The 14,905-nt window shown below is 65.5% G+C and carries 13 protein-coding genes and 2 pseudogenes; 7 read left to right on the top strand and 8 right to left on the bottom strand.

Annotated elements, in window-relative coordinates:
* Positions 1–9 precede the first annotated feature (9 nt).
* The 4 genes from B0G69_RS14495 to B0G69_RS14480 all read right to left on the bottom strand — a co-directional run bounded on the left by B0G69_RS14495 (position 10) and on the right by B0G69_RS14480 (position 4,664).
* Positions 10–666 carry a glycosyltransferase gene (locus B0G69_RS14495; protein WP_121317964.1) on the bottom strand — a complete coding sequence of 219 codons (657 nt, stop codon included), beginning with the start codon at positions 664–666 and terminating at the stop codon, positions 10–12.
* Complete coding sequence (locus B0G69_RS14490) at positions 663–1,268, bottom strand: SAM-dependent methyltransferase (RefSeq protein WP_121317962.1); 606 nt, start codon at positions 1,266–1,268, stop codon at positions 663–665. The genes B0G69_RS14495 and B0G69_RS14490 overlap by 4 nt, the downstream gene beginning before the upstream one ends.
* 24 nt (positions 1,269–1,292) lie before the next feature.
* The gene (locus B0G69_RS14485; RefSeq protein ID WP_199731210.1) at positions 1,293–2,492 is read right to left on the bottom strand and encodes an acyl-CoA dehydrogenase family protein; all 1,200 of its coding nucleotides are present in this window, start codon (positions 2,490–2,492) and stop codon (positions 1,293–1,295) included.
* A gap of 219 nt (positions 2,493–2,711) precedes the next feature.
* Positions 2,712–4,664: a PAS domain S-box protein gene (locus tag B0G69_RS14480; protein ID WP_121317960.1), complete on the bottom strand. Its 1,953-nt coding sequence runs from the start codon at positions 4,662–4,664 to the stop codon at positions 2,712–2,714.
* A 234-nt stretch (positions 4,665–4,898) separates the two neighbouring features.
* Here B0G69_RS14480 and B0G69_RS14475 point away from each other — a divergent pair, with 234 nt between their 5' ends.
* Positions 4,899–5,135: a hypothetical protein gene (locus B0G69_RS14475; protein WP_121317958.1), complete on the top strand. Its 237-nt coding sequence runs from the start codon at positions 4,899–4,901 to the stop codon at positions 5,133–5,135.
* A 130-nt stretch (positions 5,136–5,265) separates the two neighbouring features.
* On the opposite strand, the gene B0G69_RS14470 is transcribed toward B0G69_RS14475, so the two are convergent.
* Entirely contained in the window at positions 5,266–6,315 is a 1,050-nt protein-coding gene (locus B0G69_RS14470) for an NAD(P)/FAD-dependent oxidoreductase (protein ID WP_121317956.1), read from the bottom strand.
* 229 nt (positions 6,316–6,544) lie between these two features.
* Between B0G69_RS14470 and B0G69_RS14465 the strand changes: the two genes are divergently transcribed.
* Positions 6,545–6,982: a carboxymuconolactone decarboxylase family protein gene (locus tag B0G69_RS14465; protein WP_121317954.1), complete on the top strand. Its 438-nt coding sequence runs from the start codon at positions 6,545–6,547 to the stop codon at positions 6,980–6,982.
* Positions 6,983–7,051: 69 nt separating this feature from the next.
* Here B0G69_RS14465 and B0G69_RS14460 read toward each other — a convergent pair.
* Positions 7,052–7,375 (bottom strand): annotated as a pseudogene (locus tag B0G69_RS14460) (methyl-accepting chemotaxis protein); the annotation flags it as partial.
* Between the two features lie 113 nt (positions 7,376–7,488).
* Positions 7,489–8,349 (bottom strand): LysR family transcriptional regulator, encoded by an 861-nt coding sequence (locus B0G69_RS14455; RefSeq protein WP_121317952.1) that lies wholly within the window; start codon positions 8,347–8,349, stop codon positions 7,489–7,491.
* 152 nt (positions 8,350–8,501) lie between these two features.
* Between B0G69_RS14455 and B0G69_RS14450 the strand changes: the two genes are divergently transcribed.
* The 5 genes and pseudogenes from B0G69_RS14450 to B0G69_RS14430 all read left to right on the top strand — a co-directional run bounded on the left by B0G69_RS14450 (position 8,502) and on the right by B0G69_RS14430 (position 13,246).
* Complete coding sequence (locus B0G69_RS14450; protein ID WP_121317950.1) at positions 8,502–9,902, top strand: DHA2 family efflux MFS transporter permease subunit; 1,401 nt, start codon at positions 8,502–8,504, stop codon at positions 9,900–9,902.
* Between the two features lie 477 nt (positions 9,903–10,379).
* Entirely contained in the window at positions 10,380–11,309 is a 930-nt protein-coding gene (locus tag B0G69_RS14445; protein WP_121317948.1) for a LysR family transcriptional regulator, read from the top strand.
* A gap of 67 nt (positions 11,310–11,376) precedes the next feature.
* Positions 11,377–11,556, top strand: a complete 180-nt coding sequence (locus B0G69_RS14440; protein WP_121317946.1) for a hypothetical protein — start codon at positions 11,377–11,379, stop codon at positions 11,554–11,556.
* Positions 11,557–11,767: 211 nt separating this feature from the next.
* Positions 11,768–12,850 carry a glycosyltransferase family 2 protein gene (locus B0G69_RS14435; protein ID WP_121317944.1) on the top strand — a complete coding sequence of 361 codons (1,083 nt, stop codon included), beginning with the start codon at positions 11,768–11,770 and terminating at the stop codon, positions 12,848–12,850.
* A gap of 175 nt (positions 12,851–13,025) precedes the next feature.
* Positions 13,026–13,246 (top strand): annotated as a pseudogene (locus tag B0G69_RS14430) (hypothetical protein).
* Between the two features lie 110 nt (positions 13,247–13,356).
* Here B0G69_RS14430 and B0G69_RS14425 read toward each other — a convergent pair.
* The gene (locus B0G69_RS14425) at positions 13,357–14,661 is read right to left on the bottom strand and encodes an MFS family transporter (RefSeq protein WP_121317942.1); all 1,305 of its coding nucleotides are present in this window, start codon (positions 14,659–14,661) and stop codon (positions 13,357–13,359) included.
* Positions 14,662–14,905 lie beyond the last annotated feature (244 nt).

The following is a 14,905-nucleotide window of genomic DNA, read 5'->3' as shown; positions in this document are numbered from 1 at the left end:
TCGGGCGCGCTACCCAGCGGCGGCCCACGCCACCAGCGTATCGCCGAAGCCGCCGTGCGCGCGAGCCGCTGCCCGTGCACTCGTGATCACGCGCGGCGCGGCGCTCCACGCGATGTGCGCGCCGATCGCAATCAACCGGTCGACGAGGGCGACGTCTTCGCTGCATTTCAACGGCGGAAAGCCGCCGGCGCGCCGGTAAGCATCGGCCGACACGCCGAGATTCGCGCCATGAATGTGCCGATGGCCATCGGCATCCACATAGGTCTTGCGAAAGTATTCGCGCACGCTGTGCGGATGCGCGCTCCAGTCGTCGACCGCGATCGAGCCGCACACCGCGTCCGCGTCGAGTGCGAGCTGCGCGACGAGCCAGCCCGGCGACACACGGCTGTCGGCATCGGTAAACGCGAGCCAGCGGGCGCCGTCCGCGAGCAGCAAATCGGCGCCGCTCGCACGCGCGATGCCGACGTTGCGCACCTTCAGCGTCAGCGTTTCGATGCCGTACGCCCGCGCGATCGCGCCCGAAAAATCACTGCACGCGTCGAGCACGACGACGATGCGCACCGCCTCGCCCGCGAGGTCCTCGTGGCGCGACGCTTCGATCAGCGCCGCGAGGCAAGGCGCCAGCAACGCCTCTTCGTTATGAGCCGGAACGACCACGCCGATCATAGGAGCCCCTCGCGTTGCGCTACCGAACGTGCGTCGCGCGACCAGACGTCGATCAGCAGATCGGCTTCGTCGTGATGCGCGAGACGCGACAGGCCGCAGCGCGCATCGAACAACGCATGCGCGGCGTCGGCGGATTCGAGCGCTTCGGCGAAGGGCCGGCGCCAGTGACAGGCGAGCAGCGTGCCGTCCGTCGTCAGCGACGCGGCGATCCGCGCGGCCAGCGTTTCCAGCTCGGCTGCATCGAGGTAATACGCGAATTCGCTGATGACGATCAGATCGAACGGCCCCGCTTCGGTCGGCCATTCACGCGGCACCGTGCGCTGTTCGACACGGACTTGCGGCGCACCGGCCACACGCTCGCGCGCGAGCGCCACGGCCCGCTCGTGCAGATCGGCGGCGAGCAGCGTGTCGCAGCGCGTCGCGAGTTCGACAGTCAATTCGCCGTTCGCGCAGCCGGGTTCGAACGCATTCCGATAGCGTGGGCGGGGCAGCAAGGCGAGCGTGAGCGAACGCTTGCGGCGTTCATACCAGCCTTCGCGCAGATTCCACGGGTCGTCGCTGTGCTGGTAGAGATGATCGAAGTACAGCGCCGTCGAGTTCATCTCAACGACCCTCCGGGCAGGGGATCAGAGTGTCCACGGCGTATCTCCTCCGTACATCGGGGCGTCGTCGCGATGGGCCGAGGCAACCAGTTCTCCGAGCGCCGCGAGATCGCGCTCGGCGTGACTTTGGCGCAGAAACACGGGCAAATCCGCGAGTGCGCGTGCGAAGCGCGCATCGCGGCACAACGGCCCCGCGCCGAGCGTGCGCGTCGCGTGATGCATCACCGCCGTTGCCGCTTCTTCGACGACGAGGCGCGCGCGCATCGCTTCACGTTGCGCATCCGCAAGAGGATTCGCATCGATATGGGCGGCGCTCTCGCGCAATACGGCAGCCGCCGCTTGCAATGCGACCTCGACCGCACCGAGGTGCGCAAGGCGATGCGGATCGGCGCGCTGCGCGCTCGCGTCGCGCAACGTCCGGCCGATCTGCGCCGCCGCGCCGTACCAGCACGCTGCAATGCCTGCGCCGCCGTGCCAGAAGCCTGGTCGGCGCACATACGCATGCGGCGCGCCGACCAGCGTGGCGTGCGTGCCATCGAAGCGAACGTCGGCACTCGCGGTGGCCTGCATGCCGACCGCCTGCCACTTCGACGTATCGATCGCGATCGATGCCTGATCCATCGCGACGGCAACCAGCACCGGCGCCTCATCCAGCCATGCGGTCACGAGCGCATGGCTGACGCTTCCCGCGCCCGAACACCAGGCCTTGGTGCCGGTCAATCGAACCTGCCCTTCATCGCTTCGGATTCCTACTTTAACCGTATTGACCGCCTGTACCCGTGCATCGGGCGGCTCGGCGGCCCAGACGGCCCAGCGGCTCGCCGCCGGTGGCGTGGGGCCATGCAGTTCGGCGAGGATCGCGAGCGCGTCGGTGTGGCCTTCGAACAGTTTGACGAGGCCGAGATCGCACGCGGCCACCGCCGCCAGCGCGCGCCAGCGCTCCAGCGTCTGGCCATGCCCGGGCAACGGCAGCAAAGGCGCGCGATCATAGCCGCAGTCGACCAGGGCGCGCAACATATCGCCGAGCGCGGCGGGGTCGTTGGGATCGAAACGCGTGGTGTGCAGAAATTCTTCAAGCGAGGCGGCAGTTTCCCGGTCGGGCTGCGTACGGCACTGCGCCTGTGTTGTCGGATGCGAGTCACGGCCCCCGCTTGCGCCCGGCCCCGGCGAGCGCCGCGCACTGACGCCGGGCACACTCGCCCTCTGGGCACGCGTATCGAGCATTCTGCCTCCCTGGAACTGTTGAATCTGCTGCGCGCGGACGTTGGCCGGCCGCTGCCTTTGCAGACACGTAGCAAGTGACGTGCCTCAGGCGCCGAACGCCCGGTCACATCGCTGAGTTTCAGGAAAATCAGGAAACAGGAAAGATGGTGCTGCGCATGTCCGCGCACCGTTGCGGCAGGAGCGAGTCGTTGAGACGATGACCCAGCCGACGATGCAACGTCAGCCGGCACCGCGCCGCGCTTCGACCTGCGCGAGCAGCGTATCGAACAGCGCGAGTTCCACCGGCTTCACCAGATGCGCGTGAAAACCGGCCTCGCGTGTCCGGTCGCGATCGCTTGCATGGCCGAAGCCGGTCATCGCGGCGTACATCGTCCCGGCAAGCTCAGGCATTTGACGCAAGGCCGCGAGCGTCGCATACCCATCCATCTTCGGCATCGCAATGTCGATCACGGCAAGGTGAGGCACGAAACGAGGCGCGATCTGCAGCGCCTGCTCGCCCTCGTACGCGATGCGCACTTCATGGCCTTTCAGTTCAAGCAGCATCGCGAGACTGTCGGCGGAGTCGTGGTTGTCGTCGACCAGCAGAATCCGCAGCGGCGTCATCTCGGACGCGGCCGCATCCGCTTCGTTGGCCGGCCCGTCGGACGGCGCCGTGGCGAGCGGCAGACTCAGCGTGAACGTACTGCCGCAGCCGGGCCCGCCGCTGCTCGCGATGATGCTGCCGCCGTGCATGTCGACGAGCGATTTGCACAGCGTGAGACCGATGCCGAGCCCGCCTTCGCCCAAATTCCGGCAGTCCTTTTCCTGCGCGAACAGTTCGAAGATCCTGTCGAGCGAGCCGAGCGGAATGCCGCATCCCGAGTCGCGCACTTCGAGCACTGCCATGCGCTGCTCGACGCGGCCCGCGATGTCGATGCGGCTACCAGGCGGTGAGAATTTCGACGCGTTGTGCAGCAGGTTTTGCAGCACCTGCACGAGTCGCGTCATGTCGCCGCGCAGCGACACCGATTCGTACGGCAGATGCGATACCACCTGTTGCTCCTGGGCATCGGTGAACGGCCGCGCCGCTTCGACCGCGCGCGTCACCAGTTCGCCCAGATCGACGCGCGCAAGGCGCAGTTCGACCTTGTTCGACATGATCCGGCCGACATCGAGCAGGTCGTCCACCAGCCGCGTCAGGTGTGTAACCTGCCGGTCGATCAGATCGCGCGCACGCAGCAGCGTGGGAGTCAGCCCGGTCTCGAGTTGCATCACGCCGACGGCGTTGCGCACCGGGGCAAGCGGATTGCGCAATTCGTGCGCGAGGGTCGCGAGAAACTCGCGCATGCGCTCGCCCGAGCGCTCCAGTTCTTCGCGCTGACGCCGCTCGGTCAGATCGCGCGTGACCTTGGCGAAACCGCGCAAGCGGTTCGATTCATCGTGTACCGCCGTGATGTTGACGTTGGCCCAGAAGGTCGTGCCGTCCTTGCGCACGCGCCAGCCTTCGTCTTCGACGCGACCGAGCTGCCGTGCGATGGCCAGTTCGCGCGCGGGCTTGCCCGCCGCCGCATCCTCCGGCAAATAGAACAGCGAGAAATGCTTGCCGATGATTTCCTCGCGCGTATAGCCCTTGATCCGCGCGGCGCCCGTATTCCAGCTCACCACATAGCCTTGCGGGTCGAGCATGAAGATCGCATAGTCCTTGACGTTGTCGACCAGCAGACGGAAGCGCTCCTCGCTTTGCCGCAATGCTTCCATGTACTCGCGTTGCGCGGTGAGGTCGCGCGTGATCTTCGCGAAGCCCGTGAGGATGCCCGCCTCGTTGCGGATCGCCGTGATCACGACGTTCGACCAGAAAGTGGTGCCGTCCTTGCGCACCCGCCAGCCTTCGTCCTCGAAGCGGCCGGTCAGCGACGCCTGTTGCAGTTCGTAGGCCGGCCAGCCGCGCGCCACGGCTTCCTCGGTATAGAAACGCGAGAAATGCTGACCGATGATCTCTTGCGCCGCGTAGCCCTTCAGTTTCTGCGCACCTGCGTTCCAGCTGACGATGTGCCCGGTCGCATCGAGCAGGAAGATCGCGTAGTCCTCGATTGCCTGCACGAGCATCCAGTAATCGAGGCCGGCGGCCGTTGCAGCCAGGTCCCGCTCAGGCTTGCTGGTGTCGAGGGAGGAATGCATATCAAGCTGAGTCATGACGCGAAAGTATAGGGGATTCCGCTCAAAGGATACACCGCACACGGCGCGCGTCCGGGCTCATGGTTTCACCTGATCAGTGTATGCGCCGCTCACGCGCGGGCGCCTCGTGGCATCGGCGGGACGCGCGGCTGCCGGGCCCCGCGCTTGCTACTTCTGCCGTGCCGATGACCACACCGGTTGCCGCAGCGGCGGCCTCCCGGCATCGCCTCATCACAACGAACAGGAGCCCCAATGAAACGCGTCTTTACCACCCTCGCCTGCGCCACGGCGCTCGCCCTCGCCCATCTCCCCGCGCACGCCGAAGGCTGCACCAAAGGCGCGGTCGTGGGCGGCGTCGCCGGTCACGTTGCCGGAGATCATGGCGTCGCAGGCGCGGCGGCCGGCTGCGCGATCGGCCACCATGAAGCAAAGAAAAAAGACAAGGCCGCGAGCGCCGCGGCCGCCGCCAGTCAGCCCGAGGGTAAGTAAGGCCTGCATCACATCGACCTGGGTCGGTGGTTAAGAAAGAGTCTGTCGTGACGTGTCGATCACGACAGGCTCTCGTTGCCTGTGCTCACTGCGCGAAACCACGCGCGCCGTCAGTCCGACGACCGCCCGCTTAGCTAGCCGCGCCGAGCTTCTCTGCCAGCTTCGCGTCGTAGCTGGAATGCACGTGCACCCGCTTCTTCTCGGGATACGCGTACGCATACGCCTTGCGCAGCGCCAGCGACGCCTCGTGAAAGCCCGACAGAATCAGCTTCTGCTTGTTCGGATAGTTGGCGAGATCGCCGGCCGCGAAGATGCCCGGCCGCGAGCTTTCGTAGTTGGACGTATCGACGTCGATGCGCCCGCCGTGAATCGTCAGCCCCCACTGCGCGATCGGGCCGAGATCGGCAACCAGGCCGTACAGCGCGACGAGGTGGTCGGCCTCGAGTTGCGTCTCGCCTTCGATATGCCGCAACGTCAACGACTTCAGCGCATCGCCTTCGACCGTGAGCCCCGCGATCGCGCCGACGATGAAGTCCATCTCGCCCGCCTCCACCGCGCGCCGCATCGTCGCGACGCTCGAATCGGCCGCGCTGAAACCGCTGCGCCGGTGCACCAGCGTCACGCGCCGCGCGACCTCGCGCAAGGCGAGCGCCCAGTCGAGCGCCGAGTCGCCGCCGCCGGCCACCACCACGTTCTTGCCAGCGAAATCGGCGAGGCGCGGCACGCTGTAATGCACGTGACGCGATTCCAGCGGCGCGGCCTCGGGCAGCGTCAGTTTTTGCGGCACGAACGCGCCGTTGCCCGCCGCCAGCAGAATCGCCGCGGCGTCGAAGACGAGCCCGCGATTCGTGCGCACGGTCCAGCGCCCGTCGTCGCGCTGCTCGACCGACTCGACCCGCTGCTCGAGATAGATCGGCGCATCGAACGGCTTGCATTGCGCCATCAAACGCTCGACCAGTTCGCGCGCCGTGCACGACGCAATCGCCGGGATATCGTAGATGGGCTTGTCGGGATAGAGTTCGGTGCACTGGCCGCCGATCTTGTCGAGCGCATCGACGATCTGGCAGGACAAGCCGATCACGCCCGCCTCGAAAGCCGCAAACAGGCCGACGGGTCCGGCGCCGACAATCAGCACGTCGGTGCGCAACGGCGGCGGAAGGGAATCTGCGGCGGACGTCATGGGGCTCTCTCCGGATAGTCGATGAACCACCATACCGAATCGACCGGGGCCCGGCAACGATGTCATTACAGCGGGTAAGGACGCTCGGCAGGTAGCCGCGGCGCGCTCGCGTCCGTCTCAAGTGGTTACCTGAAAATAACCAGAATCGGTCATTTTTAGAATCCAGTCGTGCGACTAAGCTACCTCCATCGCATCACGGAATGCGTCCAACCCGACTCTGGAGTGAACCATGGAACAACGTCTCGACTTCTACCAAGCCAACCCCGCCGCGATCAAGGCGTTGATCGGCGTCGAAGAACGCATCGGCAAATCGGCGCTCGAAAAATCGCTGATCGAACTGGTGCGTCTGCGCGCCTCGCAAATTAACGGCTGTGCGTACTGCGTCGACATGCACACGGCCGATGCCCGCAAAGGCGGCGAAACCGAGCGCCGTCTCGCGACCGTGGTGGTGTGGCGCGAAACGCCGTTCTTCACGGACCGCGAACGCGCCGCGCTCGAATGGACCGAGGCGCTGACGCTGGTGTCGCAAGAGCAGGTGCCCGACGCCGTGTGGAACGTGGTGCGCCCGCACTTCAGCGACGAGGAACTGGTCGACCTGACGCTGCTGGTGTCGGCGATCAATGCGTGGAACCGCTTTGCGATTTCGTTTCGCAAGCTGCCGGGCTGAAGCGGCGGTTGTCTGAACGTCGCTATATCGCTGCGTCGCTGCGTCGCTGCATCTCTGCGACGGCGAGATTCAGAACGACGGTTCGCGCGGCGCCGCCTCGTTCACGACCTTGAAGGCCGCGGTCAGTTCGCTCAACTGCCGCGCCTGATCCGCGAGCGAGTTCGCGGTCGCGGCGCTTTCCTCGACGAGCGCCGCATTGTGCTGCGTGACCTCGTCCATCTGCGTGACGGCGAGGCTCACCTGGCGGATACCTTCGCTCTGCGCTTTCGACGCCGCCGCGATCTCGCCGACGATACGCGCGACACGCCCGATCGCGGCTTTGATTTCCTGCATCGTGCCGCCGGCTTCGTCGACGAGGCCCGCGCCGCTTTCCACGCGCGCAGTCGACTCCGCGAACTCGACGCTTGAGATCGAGGACGCTCAAGGATGAGGGCGGCGTTCTCGCACGCCGAAGCAGAGCCGCACCGCCCGCACCGTCCAACACCCGGGCGCGCCCGCCTGCGTCGTCATTCGCCGATCCACGACCCGCGCAGATCACTGTCATGCAGCAATTGCAGCAGCGTGCCGGCCGGGCGGCTGAGCCGTTTTGCCGCCAGCGCGATGAACTCTACCGACGGCAAGGCCGGCAGACCGGCCGCATTCAGCGGCGGCGCCAGTCCGCGTGCGGCCAGGTACTGCGGACGCACCGTAATACCGAGTCCGCCGCGCGCGGCGGCGATACAGCCCGAGTGGCTGCTGCTCGTGCAGACCACTTGCCAGCTGAAGCCCGCCTCGGCGAGCGCGTCGAGCACGACCGCGCGCGTCACGCTCGGCTCGGCGACGAGAATCAGCGGCAGCGGCTGGCTCAGATCGACCAGCGTGCCGACGCGCGCGAGCCACTCCAGCCGCCCCGTGAAAAGCGGCACGCCGCGCCGGTCGCCGAGCCGCCGCTTGCCGACCAGCAGATCGATCGACCCCGCGTCCAGCAACTCGTACAGCTTGCCGGTCATGCCGATGGTGATTTCCAGCTCGACATCGGGATGCGCGTCGCGGAACGCCGCCAGCACCGTGGGCAGCGGCCCGAGCGCGACGTCGTCCGAGGAGCCGAGGCGCACGCGGCCTTTGAGACGCGGCGCGCGAAACTGCGACTCGGCCCGCGCGAGCGCCTGCAGGATCACGCTGGCGTGCGCGAGCATCGCCTCGCCGTCCGGGGTCATCGCGAGCGAATGGGTGTCACGCACGAAGAGGCGCCGGCCCACGCTCTCTTCGAGCCGCCGGATGTGTTCACTGACGCTCGACTGCGTCAGGTTCAGCCGCCGCCCCGCTTCGGTAAAGCTGTGACAGGCGGCGACGGTCGCGAAGGTCTTGAGCCAGATGGGATTGAGCATGCGGCATTGTCGCGCTGCTTATCGGCTAAGTCGATAACAGTCAGCGTCCCTAGTGGGGTTCCCGATTGACGACGATGTCAATATGATGACGGGATTCCCCCCATGATTGCCTCGCGCGAGCGCCCTCAGCCCGCTTCGTCCGTGGAAAAAAGATGACCAAGGATTCCGCCCACACCGCGCTGCTCTGGATCGTCGCCGCCGGTTTTTTCATGCAGTCGCTCGACACGACGATCGTCAACACCGCCTTGCCATCGATCGCCAACAGCCTGCACGTCGCGCCCCTCGCGATGCAACCGATCGTCGTCGCCTACACGCTCACCATGGCGATGCTCACGCCCGCCTCCGGCTGGCTCGCCGACCGCTTCGGCACGCGGCGTGTCTACTTCGTCGCGATTCTCGTGTTCGTGCTCGGCTCGGTCTGCTGCGCGAGCGCGCACACGTTAGGTCAACTGGTGCTCGCGCGGGTGCTGCAAGGTCTCGGCGGCTCGATGCTGCTGCCGATCGGCCGGCTCGCCGTGCTGCGCAGCGTGTCGGGCGAGCAGTACGTGTCGGCGCTCGCGTTCATTTCGATTGCCGGGCAGCTCGGGCCGATCGCCGGACCGACGCTCGGCGGCTGGTTCGTGCAGGCGATCACGTGGCACTGGATATTCCTGATCAACGTGCCGATCGGCGCGGCCGGTCTGTATGCGGTGCAGCGGTTTTTGCCGTCGCACGACACCGCCCAGGCGCCGCCGTTCGATTTCATCGGCTGCGGTTTGCTGTCGCTGTGCATGATCGCGTTTTCGCTTGCCATCGACGCGCCGGTTCCCTCGCATCGCGCGGCCTGGTCGGCGGGACTGTTCGCGCTTGCCGTCGCCAGCGCGCTCGCCTACATTCCGTACGCCCGGTCGCGGCGCGATCCGCTCTTCAAGCTGTCGCTCTTCGGCGAGCCGAACTTCAGCGTGGGACTGATCGGCAACCTCGTGTGCCGGGTAGGTTCGAGCGCCGTGCCGTTTCTCGTGCCCTTGCTGTTGCAACTGCAACTGGGCTATTCGCCGCTGCACTCGGGCCTGATGATGCTTCCCGCCGCGCTTGCCGGCACGCTCGCCAAACGCTGGATTGCGCCGCTCGTGCGCCGCTACGGTTACGACACGTTCCTGCTGGTCAATACCATCATCGTCGGATCGGCGATCGTCGGCTTCGCGTCGATCTCGCGCGGCACGCCGCTTGTGATCGAGATCGCGATTCTGGCCGTGTTCGGCGCGGCCAACTCGATGCAGTTCGCTGCGATGAACAGCGTCACGCTCAAGGACCTCTCGCACGAAGACGCGGGCAGCGGCAACAGCCTCTTTTCGATGGTGCAGATGCTGGCGATCGGGCTAGGGGTGTCGATCGGCGGCGGACTGGTGAATCTGTTCTCGGCGCAATCGGGCTCGGGCGCGCTGGGGTTTCGCCTCGCCTTCGTGTGCGTCGGCGTGATTACGCTGCTGTCGGCGTGGGTGTTCCGTCATCTCGACGACCCGTCCGGCACGCGCGTCGTGCGGGGACAGGCGGCGCAGAGCGCCGGACGTTGAGGCGTTTTCTGTTCTCTGTCTCGTTCTTCCTGATTGCCTGCGGCCTCCTGTCGATCGCCGTCGGTTCAGCAACACGTGGCGCATGTCGCCGCAACTGGCCGGGCTGATCTGATTGTGTAGGTCCGGCGCATTGCGATCACCCTCCGCCCTCCAGGCGGCAAACGGATGGATACCCGCAAAGGCATCGCGCGCCTGAACGACGTGCTCCTGCACGGCGTCGACACGCTGCACTCCCTGTAGCCGCTGCAAAATATGCCCACCGCATAGCGAGAAATGCATGCCGTCGCGTTTTCCGGTTGCGCTCGCGCCGATCAACGGCGGCAGCGCGACTGACGCCACAGCGCGGCCATCATTGCATTCATGACATGCACTCATCGATTGGGCTGGACAAGCCTTACGCCCCTGCACGAGGGGATAAATTCCAACAGAATTTCGCGTTAGCATGTCGTCCATTAGTCATAACAAAAGGAAATTCACATGCCATTTGACGAGCGCATGCTGAACGGCATGGGCGTGCTCACGGCGATCGTCGATTGCGGCAGTTTTGCGGCGGCCGGCGAAGCGCTCGACATGTCGCAATCCGGGGTGAGCCGCTCGGTCGCGCGGCTCGAAGCGCGCCTGGGCATCCGCCTGTTCGACCGCACCACGCGCTCGGTCATGCTCACCGACGAAGGCCGGCGCTTCTATGAACAGATCGTGCCGCTGCTCGGCGGCCTCGAAGAAGCGGCGGCTTCCGCCGCCCTAGGCGCGACCGCCGTACGCGGACGCCTGCGCGTGAACATGGACCCGTTCTTTTCGCGACTCGTGCTCGGACCGCGCCTGGGTGGATTTATCGACAGGCATCCCGATCTGCAACTCGAACTGATCACGCGCGACCAGTTGGGCGATATGGTCGCCGACGGTTTCGATCTCGCGATCCGCTTCGGCGATCCGCCGGTGTCGACGCTGATCGCTCGCAAGCTGCTGGACACGCGCATTCTGACGGTGGCGGCGCCATCGTATCTGAAGAAGCATGGACATCCGGCAAGCCCGTCCGAACTCGAAAGCGGCCAGCATGTGTGCATCAAGTTTCGCGATCCCCTGAGCGGCTATCCGTTCGCATGGGAGTTTCATCGCGGCCGCAAGAAGCTCGTGATTACGCCGCAAGGCCGCCTGACCGTGAACGACGTAGGGACGTTGCATAGCGTGTGCACGGCGGGCCAGGGCGTCGCGCAGATTCTATCGCTCGGCGCGGAGTCGTTGCTCGCGAGCGGCAAGCTGGTCGAGCTGTTTCCCGAATGGGGCGACGAGGTGTATCCGCTGTACGCGCTGTATCCGTCGCGGCATCATCCGCCGGCCAAGGTACGGGCGTTCCTCGAATTCATCGTTTCGCTGACGGGCGGTGCACCGCGCGACGCGGCTGCATAGAGCAACAATGCGGCAGCGGGCCTGCGCCTTGCTGCAGCAAAGCTGTCTTTCACCCAGGAGAGCGGCAATGAGCGACACCAAGGAACATGCAGCGGGCAAACCGGCCGACATCGAGCACCCGCAGCCGGTCAAGCACAGCGATAACGAAAAGAGCAAGCTGCCCGAACGCCACGACGAGGGCCGCGACCAGTCTCCCGCGGACCGTCCCGGCAAGAAGCCCGGCGAGGGCGAGCCGTCGGTCAGTTAAAAATAAGCACATTTTTTCAAGCGGCTTTGCTGTAGTCCGGCAGTGAAGCCGCGTAAATTTTTCCCTTTCACCGCCTTTCGGAAGGCAAACATTTCTTCCTGATTTTTACCGAATATTTTTTTGGCGCGATGGACTATTTTTCTGCTTGCAGCGATACGCCCGTCACGCGAACCGGCTGCCGCCCCTTAATCCATAAAAAAAGGCGACGCCCATGTCCATCTCCCCGGCTTCTCCCCCTCTCGCCAAAGTCTCGATCTGTTTGCCGACCTGCAATCGCCCTGAGCTGATCGCCGATTGCATCGATTCGTGCCTCGCGCAGAGCTACGGCAATCTGGAAATCGTGATCGGCGACGATTCGAAGGACACCGGCACCCAGCAACTGATCGCGGCCCGCTATGGCCAGGAGCCGCGCGTGCGCTACACCCTGAATCAGCCGCCGCTCGGCCAGGCGCGCAACGTCGCGAGCCTGGCCGAGCGCGCGAGCGGCGACAAGATCCTGCTGATCCACGATGACGATCTGCTCACCACCGACGGCGTCGAAAAACTCGTGTCGCTGTGGACACGCCATCCGCAACTCGATGCCGCTTTCGGCGACCAGTACGAAGCCGACCACGGCGGCGCCGTCGACGTCGACGCGAGCGCGCGGCTGAACGCGGCGTTCCGGCGCACAAAGGACGCCGAAGGCTTGCAGCCGCTGCCGGGCAAAACCGGTCTGATCCAGATGTTCCCGAACAACGGCTGGATGGCCGACGCCCGTCTGGTGAAGCGGATCGGCTACAAGGATCAGTACGGCGCGTGCTGCGATTTCGTGTTCGGCACCGAGCTCTGTCTCGCGGCGCGCGAGGTGTTCTATCTGCACGAATATGTGTCGGTGTATCGCAAGACGGCGAACTCGATCTCGCATAGCACGCGCGGTACCGCGGTCGCGGCGACGGTCAGCGCGTATGCGTTCGTGAAGGCGTTGCCACTACCGCCGCAACTGGAGCCGTCGCGCAAGCTCGCGCTGCGGCGCCTAGCGCCGATCGTCGTGTCGGTTCATGCGCGCAACCGCCAGGCGTTGCGCGGTCTGAAGATCGCGCTCGCCCATCTGTACGCGTACAACTATGGGCTCAGCGCGCGGTTCTACTATCACCTGCTGATGCTTGCACGCGCGTCGCTGAGCGCGCGGCAACAGGCCGTTGCAGCGGCTGCGGCGGCCGCCGTGGCTGCCGCGCCCGCGGTGGCGGCCGATCCGGCGGCCGTCGTCAAGGAGCTCGTCGACGAACTCGTGACAGATCGATCCGAGCCGGTGTGATCCGCGGTGCGCAGGCGCTGGCGTGGCGATCGCGCATCGGTTGCGCGGCGCCGCGGTCATCAGCGCATCTCCTGCTAAGCATCCTCTGCTTAGCAATCGCGTATTTGTTGCTTGGTCCGGCGCACGGTGCTGATTACGACGACTCGAACCGTCATCAGCCCGGAGGTGATTCGCCGTGTCGGACAGTGCCTGTTTCAAGCCGCGCGTGATCGAACCGGTGGTCGTCGATCAGCCGGAAGGATTGGGCCTGCGGTGGAGTTGTGGCTCGCACAGCCCGTCGACGGCATCGCGGGCCGCGCGCTGCAGATTCATTTGCGCAGCGGCGCGAAGATGGCGCACGCGGAGACGCTGCGCGATCTGTTGCATGCATGGGGCACGGAGATCGTCGTAAGTTGAGCGCGTCGCCCGGCGCTTCGTTCATGCAATAAAAACGGCGGCCGGGTCGCCCCATGCCGCCGTTCTTCAACCGCTCACTTCCGAGCGCGGCTTTGGCATCCCGTGGATGCTCAAGGTTCGTGACGCAAGTACCCTTCCGTCGACGGATCGCGCATCCGCAGCGCCACGATGCCGGCGATCGCGCACATGACCGTGACGTACCAGAAGAACATCGTCTCGACACCGACCGACTTCAGCCACAACGCCACATATTCCGCAGAGCCGCCGAAGATCGCGTTGGCCACTGCGTACGACAGGCCCACGCCGAGCGCGCGCACTTCCGGCGGAAACATTTCCGCCTTGATCAGGCCGCTGATGGACGTATAGAAGCTGACGATCGCGAGCGCCAGCACGACGAAGCCGAACGCCGCATACGGGCTCGTCACGTCTTTGAGCGCATGCAGCAGCGGCACGGTGCCGATCGTCGCGAAGAGGCCAAACAGCAGCATCGAACGACGCCGGCCGATGCGGTCCGACAGCGCGCCGAACACCGGCTGCATCAGCATGTAGACGAACAGCGCCGCGGTCATCACCGAGCTCGCCGTTTTCGTTTGCATGCCCGCCGTGTTGACGAGGTACTTCTGCATGTAGGTCGTGAAGGTGTAGAAAATCAGCGAGCCGCCGGCCGTGAAGCCGAGCACCGTCATGAACGCGCCCTTGTGCACCCACAGGCCGCGCAGCGTGCCGGCTTCCTTGCGCTGACGCGTCGCGGCGGTGGTGGTTTCGTCGAGCGATCTACGCAGATACAGCGCGATCAACGCGGCGATCGCGCCGATCACGAACGGCACGCGCCAGCCCCACGCCTTGATTTCCGCTGGCGACAGCGTCTGCTGCAGGATCACGATCACCAGCAACGCGCACAACTGACCGCCGATCAGCGTCACGTACTGGAACGACGCGAAGAAACCGCGCCGGCCCTTGAGCGCAACCTCACTCATGTAGGTCGCACTGGTGCCGTATTCGCCGCCCACCGAGAGGCCCTGGAACAGCCGCGCGACCAAAAGCAGCGCCGGCGCCAGCGCGCCGATCTGCGCGTACGTGGGCAGCATCGCGATCACGAGCGAGCCGCCGCACATCATGAACACCGATATCATCATCGCGGTGCGGCGGCCGTGTTTGTCGGCGAGACGGCCGAAGAACCAGCCGCCGATCGGACGCATCAGGAAGCCCGCCGCGAACACGCCCGCCGTGTTGAGCAATTGAGTGGTGGTGTTGCCGCTCGGGAAGAAGGCTGGCGCGAAATACAGCGCGGTGAACGAATAGACGTAAAAGTCGAACCACTCGACGAGATTGCCCGATGAGGCGCCAACGATCGCGAAGATGCGGCGCCGTGTGTCGTGAGCCGAGGCCACGGATTGGTCGGTTAGGTCGGTCATTGTTGGTGTCTGTCCTTGTCTTGAAACGAAGATGGCGGTCGTGTCGCCGCCTCCACAACGTGCGCCGTGAGGTGCTCGCCGCGCGCGTGCGCGAATTTTACAGAATTGCAAGGGGTAGATGGGTATTTGTAGTCAATCTTCTGACGAGGTTCCGCGTATGGCTGGACGAGTGCGCCGGCGCGCCGCTCGGCGGGGCCTCGAATGAGAAAAGCCCCCGGCAGTCTGGCGACTGTCGAGGGCCTCG

Source organism: Paraburkholderia sp. RAU2J, assembly GCF_003634845.1.
In the GTDB taxonomy this organism is placed as follows: domain Bacteria; phylum Pseudomonadota; class Gammaproteobacteria; order Burkholderiales; family Burkholderiaceae; genus Paraburkholderia; species Paraburkholderia fynbosensis.
The sequence above is the reverse complement of the archived record's forward strand: the minus strand, read 5'-3'. Positions and strand labels throughout refer to the sequence as shown.